General features: G+C 71.5%; 5 protein-coding genes. 4 read left to right on the top strand and 1 reads right to left on the bottom strand.

Features of this window, described 5'->3' with window-relative positions:
- From IJH84_RS00305 to IJH84_RS00290, 4 genes are all read left to right on the top strand, one after another.
- Window positions 1–1,152: glycoside hydrolase family 3 protein (locus tag IJH84_RS00305; RefSeq protein ID WP_295138776.1), on the top strand; the 1,152-nt coding region annotated here is incomplete at its 5' end.
- A gap of 92 nt (window positions 1,153–1,244) precedes the next feature.
- Complete coding sequence (locus IJH84_RS00300; protein WP_295138773.1) at window positions 1,245–2,072, top strand: biotin--[acetyl-CoA-carboxylase] ligase; 828 nt, start codon at window positions 1,245–1,247, stop codon at window positions 2,070–2,072.
- A 65-nt stretch (window positions 2,073–2,137) separates the two neighbouring features.
- On the top strand, window positions 2,138–2,650 hold the full coding sequence (locus IJH84_RS00295; protein ID WP_200073417.1) for a PH domain-containing protein: 513 nt from the start codon (window positions 2,138–2,140) through the stop codon (window positions 2,648–2,650).
- Window positions 2,647–3,597, top strand: a complete 951-nt coding sequence (locus IJH84_RS00290) for a hydroxymethylglutaryl-CoA lyase (protein WP_200073416.1) — start codon at window positions 2,647–2,649, stop codon at window positions 3,595–3,597. Before IJH84_RS00295 ends, IJH84_RS00290 begins: the two co-directional genes overlap by 4 nt.
- 1 nt (window position 3,598) lies before the next feature.
- Here IJH84_RS00290 and IJH84_RS00285 read toward each other — a convergent pair whose 3' ends face one another.
- Window positions 3,599–4,060, bottom strand: a complete 462-nt coding sequence (locus IJH84_RS00285; RefSeq protein ID WP_200073415.1) for a MaoC family dehydratase — start codon at window positions 4,058–4,060, stop codon at window positions 3,599–3,601.
- Between the last annotated feature and the right edge of the window lie 522 nt (window positions 4,061–4,582).

The raw sequence follows: 4,582 nt of genomic DNA, 5'->3' as shown, positions 1-4,582 counted from the left end.
TACGTCGGCGACGGCGGCACCACCGGCGGCGACGACCAGGGCAACGCCGAGATCAGCGAGCAGGAACTGCGCGAGATCCACCTGCCGCCGTTCCGCGAGGCGATCGAGCGCGGCGCCGGTTCGGTGATGATCTCCTACAGCAGCTGGAACGACGTGAAGCTGCACGCGAACCGCTACCTCGTCACCGACGTGCTCAAGGACGAGCTCGGCTTCGGCGGCATCGTGGTCTCCGACTACGACGCCATCGACAAGATCGACGGGCGGGAGGACTTCACGCCGGAGGAGGTGCGCGCCTCGGTCAACGCAGGGCTGGACATGATCATGATGTCCGATCGGCACGAGAAGTTCCTGGACTACCTGCGCGCCGAGGTGGAATCCGGCCGGGTGCCGATGACGCGCATCGACGACGCGAACCGGCGCATCCTCACCAAGAAGTTCGAGCTCGGCCTGTTCGAGCGCCCGTTCGCCCAGCGCGACCTCCTTCCCGAGGTCGGCGGCGAGCAGCACCGGGCGCTGGCGCGCGAAGCGGTCCGCGAGTCGCAGGTGCTGCTCAAGAACGACGGGGTGCTCCCGCTGGCCAAGGACGGCAAGATCTTCGTGGCGGGCAAGAACGCCGACGACATCGGCAACCAGAGCGGCGGCTGGACGATCTCCTGGCAGGGCGGGAGCGGGGACGTCACCGAGGGCACCACGATCCTCGAGGGCATCCGGCGGTCCGCGCCCGGTGCGCAGGTCGACTACTCCCGCAACGGAGAAGGCGTCGACGACAGCTACCAGGCGGCCGTGGCGGTGGTCGGTGAGACGCCTTACGCGGAGTACGAGGGCGACCGGCCGGACGGGCTCGGTCTCGACGACGAAGACCTCGCCACCATCGCGAAGCTGCGCGAGTCCGGCGTCCCGGTGGTCGTGCTGACCGTCTCCGGGCGGCCGCTGGACGTCGCCGGTGAGCTGGACGGCTGGAACGCGCTGCTGGCGTCCTGGCTGCCGGGGTCCGAAGGGCAGGGGGTGGCCGACGTGCTGTTCGGCGACCACAACCCGACCGGGAAGCTGCCGATGAGCTGGATGCGCTCGTTCGACCAGCAGCCGATCAACGAAGGCGACGGCCAGGACGCCCTGTTCCCGCTGGGATTCGGACTCCGATACCCGAGCTGACCTCGCACCGGCACTGTTGCGGCGACGAGCGCGCAACCGGCCGATGCCCAGGTCGCGCACGACCCGGTCGAGCGTGCTCGTAATCTGGGCGCATGGAGCCCGTGCTGCTCGATGCCGACAACCTCCGCAAGCGACTCGTGGAAGACGGCCCGTACTCGGCGCTGGACGTGGTCACCGTGACCGGGTCGACGAACACCGACCTGGTGCAGGCCGCCGGGCGCGGGGCGGCGGACCGGACGGTGCTGTTCGCCGAGGAGCAGCAGGCCGGGCGCGGCCGGTTGAGCCGCGGCTGGGTTTCCCCGCGCGGTCAGGGATTGCACGTCAGCGTGCTGCTGCGGCCGTCCACCGTGCCGCGCGAGGCCATCGCGTGGTTGCCGCTGATCGGCGGAGTCGCGCTCGCCGAGACGGTGCAGGCGATGTTCGGGCTCACCGCCACGCTGAAGTGGCCGAACGACCTGCTGCTCGGCGACGCCGACCGCTGGCAGAAGGCCGCGGGCATCCTCGCCGAAGGGGTCGCCGCGCCGGACGGGATGGCGATCGTGCTCGGCATGGGCATCAACGTGCACCAGCAGGCCGCCGATCTGCCGCACGGCGCGGGCGGGCTGCCCGCGACCTCGCTGGCAGCGCAGGGTGCCGAGGTGGACCGCGAGGAGTTCGCCGTCGCCCTGCTCCGCGCGTTCGCCGATGCCGACCGGCAGTGGCGGGAACGGGACGGGGACGTGCTGGCCAGTGGCCTGCTGGACCGCTACCAGCGACTTTGCGGCACGCTCGGCCAGCGGATCCGGGTCGAGCTGGGCACCGAGGACCTGCGCGGCGTTGCCACCGACGTGGACCCGTCGGGACGGTTGGTGGTGCGCGGCGTGGACGGTGCCAGCACACCGGTCTCCGCGGGCGACGTGGTGCACCTTCGCCCCAACTGATCACGTGCGGAGGGCGCGCGGGAAGGTAGCGTGATCGGCGGCGGTGATTGAGGGAGGGATCTCCGGTGGCCTATCCGGACAGCCTGCTCGGTGAGGACGAGTACGTGGTGGTGCACACCCACCCGCACTGGAAGATGCTGTTCTTCCCGGTGCTGCTGTTCTTGGTGGTCGTCGGGGCCGGTTCGTACGGCGCCGCGATGGCCGGGCAGTACAGCTGGCACCTGCCCGCGTGGATCGCGATCGCCGTGGTCGGCGTGATCCTGGTGGTCTGGTGGACGCTCGCGCCGCTGCTGCGTTGGCGCACCACGCACTTCGTGGTCACCTCGCGGCGGCTGATGGTCCGCGAGGGCGTGTTCACCCGCACCGGCGTGGACATCCCGATGTGGCGGATCAACAGCGTGCGGTTCACCCAGGGCCTGGCCGACCGGATGCTCGGCTGCGGCACGCTGATCGTCGAGTCCGCCTCCGACGAGCCGCTGGAGTTCGACGACATCCCCGGTGTGCAGCGGGTGCACACCCTGCTCTACCACGAGGTCAACGACGACGTGGACGAGCACCACGGCGAGCAGCAGCGATGAGCGCGCCCGAGCTCGGCCTTCCGATGCGGGTGCCCTCGCCGGAGCCGGCCGGGCTGCCCGCCGAGGTCACGATCTGGGAGGTCGGCCCGCGGGACGGCCTGCAGAACGAGCAGGGCGTGCTGCCAGCCGAGGTGAAGCTCGAGTTCCTGCACCGGCTCGCCGCGGCCGGGCTGCCCGTCGTGGAGACGACCAGCTTCGTGCGCCCGGAGTGGGTGCCGCAGCTGGCCGACGCGGCCGACGTGCTGGCCGGGCTGCGACCCCGTTCCGGAGTGCGCTATCCGGTGCTGGTGCCGAACGCGCGCGGGCTGGACCGGGCGCTGGAGTCCGGGGTCACCGACATCGCGATCTTCGCATCGGCGACCGAGGCCTTCAGCCGCCGCAACCTCAACCGCGGCCTGGACGAGCAGTTCGCGATGTTCGAGCCGGTGGTGACTCGCGCGGTCGAAGCGGGCATGACCGTGCGGGGCTACCTGTCGATGGTGTTCGGCGACCCCTGGGAGGGGCCGGTGCCGGTCGAGCAGGCCGTGCGGGCGGGCCGCAGGCTGCTGGACATGGGCTGCGACCAGCTCTCGCTCGGCGACACGATCGGCGTGGCCACGCCCGGGCACGTCGAGGCGGTGCTGCGGGCGTGCACCGCGGCGGACGTGCCGGTTTCGCGGCTGGCGGTGCACTTCCACGACACCTACGGACAGGCGTTGTCCAACACCTGCGCGGCGCTGCGGCTCGGAGTGTCCACTGTGGATGCTTCGGCGGGCGGGCTGGGCGGTTGCCCGTACGCGAAGTCGGCGACCGGCAACCTCGCCACCGAGGACCTGGTGTGGATGCTCGACGGGCTCGGCATCGGGCACGGCGTGGATCTCGCCGCGCTGGCCGCGACCAGCGCCTGGATGGCCGAGCAGCTGGGCCGCCCGAGCCCGTCCGGCGTGGTCCGAGCGCTCACCGGCTGACTCAGCCGTCCTGGCCGGGCGCGTCGCGGGTGCCGAACAGGGCGACGAAGGTGAACCGCAGAACCCGCTGGTCGTCGCGATCGGCGGTGCCGGTGACCTCCACCAGCCCCAGCCCGGGTTTGCTGTGCGAGCGCCTGCTGCTGTTGACGACCATGCCGAAGCGCAGCTCGTCGTCCGGGAACACCGGTGCGCTCCAGGTGAGCTCGTTGCCACCGGGCGAGCCCTGCGAGGTCGAATCGCCCACGACGTGATCCACGTAGGCCCGCATCCACAGCGAAGCCGTGTACCAGCCGCTCGCGCACAACCCGCCGAGCACGGAGCGCTTGCCCGCTTCTTCGTCGACGTGGAACGGCTGCGGGTCGAACCGCCGGGCGAACTCCACCATCTCCGTCCGGTCGATCCGCACCGAGCCCAGGTCGAAGACCCGGCCGGGCGTGAGGTCCTCGTACGCGATCGCCACCATGACCGCATCATCGCAGCCGACCAAGGCCCTGCGGCGGTGCTCCCCGGCATCCGCGGGCGGACGATCCGGCTCGGATCATGCGGGCGCGGCATGGAACCATTCGGTGGACGGTGCGCGTCGTTCCGGTGATCGCCTCCGGCGCGGTGCCACCGACACCACCGGCGTGAGCGGAAAGGGCAGGGGTGAGCACCGATGGGCGTCGAACCTCCCGCGCCGGATGGGAAAGGCCCGGCTTGGCAGGCGGAGGGCGAGCACACCGGTCCCGTGTCGATCGGTTCGTCGTCCGCCGGGTCCGCGGCAGGTGGCTGGAGAGTCGAAGGCGTGGACCCGGCTTCGGTGACCGCGCCGCGTTCGCTGCATCAAGCGTGGTCGGCCATGTCGTCCTCCGCGCCGGCAGGGTCGTCTTCCGCACCGGCAGGGCAGGGCCGGCCCGGCAGCGGTGGGCAGCAGCGCGGCTCCGCGCAACAGCCCGCATTTCCGCAAGGATGGGCGCCCGGCCCACCGGTCCGGCCGGCTCAGCCC

Origin of the sequence: Saccharopolyspora sp. (assembly GCF_017434145.1) — a bacterium.
GTDB classification, from domain to species: Bacteria; Actinomycetota; Actinomycetes; order Mycobacteriales; family Pseudonocardiaceae; genus Saccharopolyspora_C; species Saccharopolyspora_C galaxeae.
This window is presented reverse-complemented; position numbering and strand designations above follow the sequence as displayed.

Excerpts from the sequence above, each read along its gene's own strand:
- IJH84_RS00300 (WP_295138773.1), top strand. The coding sequence starts at position 1,245 with ATGGAGCCCGTGCTGCTCGATGCCGACAACCTCCGCAAGCGACTCGTG.
- IJH84_RS00290 (WP_200073416.1), top strand. The coding sequence starts at position 2,647 with ATGAGCGCGCCCGAGCTCGGCCTTCCGATGCGGGTGCCCTCGCCGGAG.
- IJH84_RS00285 (WP_200073415.1), bottom strand. The coding sequence starts at position 4,060 with ATGGTGGCGATCGCGTACGAGGACCTCACGCCCGGCCGGGTCTTCGAC.